This window comes from Marinospirillum sp. (assembly GCF_014859565.1).
Genome location: NZ_JACUUA010000337.1, coordinates 1 through 2,909, shown reverse-complemented (window position 1 = coordinate 2,909; position 2,909 = coordinate 1). Strand labels below are relative to the sequence as shown.

Sequence of the window (2,909 nt, the reverse complement as noted above, 5' to 3'; positions counted from 1 at the left end):
TGTTCCCCAGATTAAAATCCCCGCCACCTATATGCGTGGCGGTACTTCCAAGGGTGTGTTTTTCAGCCTGACCGACCTGCCCGAAGTGGCGCAGGTGCCGGGTGAAGCGCGTGACAAGATTCTGCAGCGGGTGATCGGCAGCCCTGATCCTTATGGTCAGCAGATTGATGGGATGGGTGGTGCCACCTCCAGCACCTCCAAAACCGTGATTCTGGCGAAAAGCCAACAGCCGGATCACGATGTGGATTACCTGTTTGGTCAGGTCGCCATCAACAAGGCGTTTGTGGACTGGTCCGGTAACTGCGGCAACCTGACGGCTGCGGTGGGTGCTTTTGCCATCAGTAAGGGTCTGGTGGATGCCTCACGTATTCCCGAAAACGGCATCTGTACCGTGCGTATCTGGCAGAAAAACATCAGCAAAACCATCATTGCCCATGTACCGATCACTAACGGTGAAGTACAGGAAACCGGTGATTTTGAGCTGGATGGTGTGACTTTCCCAGCTGCCGAGGTGGTGATCGAGTTTATGGATCCGGCTGACGGTGAAGGCTCGATGTTCCCCACCGGCAACGTGGTGGATGATCTGGAAGTGCCCGGCATTGGCACCTTCAAGGCCAGCATGATCAACTCCGGTATTCCGACCATTTTTGTGAATGCTGCTGATATCGGTTACACCGGTACTGAGTTGCAGAAAGACATCAACTCGGATGCCGAGGCGCTAGCAAAATTTGAAACCATGCGTGCTTACGGCGCGGTGAAGATGGGTCTGATCAAGGATATTTCCGAAGCGGTTGCTCGTCAGCACACTCCCAAAATCGCCTTTGTGGCTCCGGCGACAGGTTATGAAGCCTCCAGCGGCAAACAGATTAAATCCGGTGAGATTGATGTGTGTGTGCGTGCTTTGTCGATGGGCAAACTGCACCACGCCATGATGGGCACGGCTTCTGTAGCTATTGCCACTGCGGCAGCGGTTCCGGGCACACTGGTTAATCTGGCGGCGGGTGGTGTTGATCGGGACTCAGTCACCTTTGGTCATCCATCCGGCACCCTGCGTGTTGGCGCGGCGGCAGCACTGGTGGATGGTGAATGGACTGCCACCAAAGCCGTGATGAGCCGCAGTGCACGAGTGCTGATGGAAGGTTCGGTACGCATTCCTGGTGATAGCTTCTGATTGAAGCACAGCTACTGAAATAATCTGCTGCAAACAACAAAACCGCCTGTCGGATTATCCGGCAGGCGGCTTTTTATCAATAACGCGACCTTCGCCCTTAAAAAAACAGGCCATAGTCGGAACAGCAGGGGGTTAGCAGGTAATTGCTCTGATTCTAGGTGTCAGAATTTCAGAATATCCTCTAGTGCTTTGAGCTGCAGAGCATATTCATCCGGCCTGGCCGTTTTAAAGCGCTCCAGATTGAGCAACTTCCATTTCACCGATGGAAAATCCTGATAATTATAAATAGACCAGTCAGGCTCCAAACGGTTAAGACCTAACAAAAATTCCTTGTCCTGATCATCCAGCACAGATCTGACCTGCTCGATCAAGGTTAGCCTTGTACCTTCAAACTCTTCATAGCTGATTCACAAAGTGGCATTTTTTCCACCTTGCCCAGCAGGCCTCGCCCGACCATGTTAACTTCAATCTTTATGCTTACACCGCCTTCTTCAATCTGGAGCTTGCACACAGTATCCTTGTGCTGAACACGGATCGAAGAACGCAGCGCCTCCATGCGTTGTTTCATACTGAACAATCCAGCATTAATCCCTGACAGTGCTTCATCGCGGGTATTGATGTTCACATAGGTCAGATCAATGTCCACCGAAAGCCGTGGCATATCACGCACAAACAAATTGATTGCTGTGCCGCCATGCATGGCAAAACATTGCTCTTTGGCTACCTCAGGCAGCACATCAAGCAACAATTTGACCTGCTTTGTGTAAGCATCATTCATAGGTGTTGTTCCAGTTCCCTTGGCACTGTGATCTGGTATTTAGAAACATAGATCCCGTTCGGCACGATCGCACGCTTGCCTGAGCCCAGATCCACTTTATCTAGCTTGAGATACTCCAACCAGTCGTGACCAGCCTTATCGGCCAGATACAGGAACAAACGTTTCACTTTGATCGAGTTACAGTTTTCCAGCAGTTTTTGCACATTGGTGGGGCGCAGATTATTCAGACCCTCCATCAGCTCTAACACCTCAAGCAAGGGTTGAAACCTGGGTGCCAGATACAAGCATTCCATCACGGCTCTGGCCGGTGAGGATATTTTCACCGAAAAGCTCTTATGCTCAAACTCGACCAGTCCGAGCTCAGGCGGCAGAAATGCGCTCAGCTTACAATCAAGCTCAAGCCCCCACTCATGCTTCTGAAACCACAGCGGCAATGCATCATCAGCCCCGCCAAAGAGCTGCACTTTTTTGGTAGCCAGCTTCAGATAATGTGACCTGCCCAGCATCGACAGGGCTGTTTTAGCAGCCGGATGTACCGTAAGGCCAAGCTGGGATTGCAAGGCGTAGATGCCGCCCAGATAATCCACAGGATCACCATGGCGCACCAAAGCACCTTTCCCGATAGAGTCAAACCACTGGCTTTTGCGATACTGCTTTTGCAGATCCAGACTATAACCTTGGTCGGCCAGCCATGACGATGCCAGCACAACCCCTGCCGGCTGTGTGCTTAAGAGAGTGTTTAATTTTGACTTTCTTGCAGTATTCATACTACCAATATAAATGATTTTTTAAACCTATGCATCGAATGGTTTGTTTTTGTGATTTAAAGGTATTCTGGATACGTTTAAATATAAATTTTTAAACCTGGATTCTGCAGCAGCTACCTGCAGGGAACGCATTAATTACTGTGTGTTGAGATGAGGTTCAGATCACCCGTTTGATGGACAAATAACCACCTTT

4 protein-coding genes are annotated in these 2,909 nt (G+C 50.3%); 1 reads left to right on the top strand and 3 read right to left on the bottom strand.

The window, feature by feature from the left end:
* The coding region (gene prpF / locus IBX50_RS19305) for a 2-methylaconitate cis-trans isomerase PrpF (protein ID WP_292258025.1) at positions 1-1,171 on the top strand (1,171 nt) is incomplete at its 5' end.
* A gap of 161 nt (positions 1,172-1,332) precedes the next feature.
* Here prpF and IBX50_RS19300 read toward each other — a convergent pair.
* From IBX50_RS19300 to IBX50_RS19290, 3 genes are read right to left on the bottom strand one after another with little or no spacing between them, the layout of a single operon-like run.
* Positions 1,333-1,521 carry a hypothetical protein gene (locus IBX50_RS19300; RefSeq protein ID WP_292258024.1) on the bottom strand — a complete coding sequence of 63 codons (189 nt, stop codon included), beginning with the start codon at positions 1,519-1,521 and terminating at the stop codon, positions 1,333-1,335.
* A gap of 23 nt (positions 1,522-1,544) precedes the next feature.
* Positions 1,545-1,949: a nucleotidyl transferase AbiEii/AbiGii toxin family protein gene (locus IBX50_RS19295; protein WP_292258023.1), complete on the bottom strand. Its 405-nt coding sequence runs from the start codon at positions 1,947-1,949 to the stop codon at positions 1,545-1,547.
* The gene (locus tag IBX50_RS19290; RefSeq protein ID WP_292258022.1) at positions 1,946-2,716 is read right to left on the bottom strand and encodes a type IV toxin-antitoxin system AbiEi family antitoxin; all 771 of its coding nucleotides are present in this window, start codon (positions 2,714-2,716) and stop codon (positions 1,946-1,948) included. The genes IBX50_RS19295 and IBX50_RS19290 overlap by 4 nt, the downstream gene beginning before the upstream one ends.
* Between the last annotated feature and the right edge of the window lie 193 nt (positions 2,717-2,909).

What these genes read in the sequence shown, in the direction of transcription:
- IBX50_RS19290 (WP_292258022.1), bottom strand. Translation starts at nt 2,716, where the DNA reads ATGAATACTGCAAGAAAGTCAAAATTAAACACTCTCTTAAGCACACAG.
- IBX50_RS19295 (WP_292258023.1), bottom strand. Translation starts at nt 1,949, where the DNA reads ATGAATGATGCTTACACAAAGCAGGTCAAATTGTTGCTTGATGTGCTG.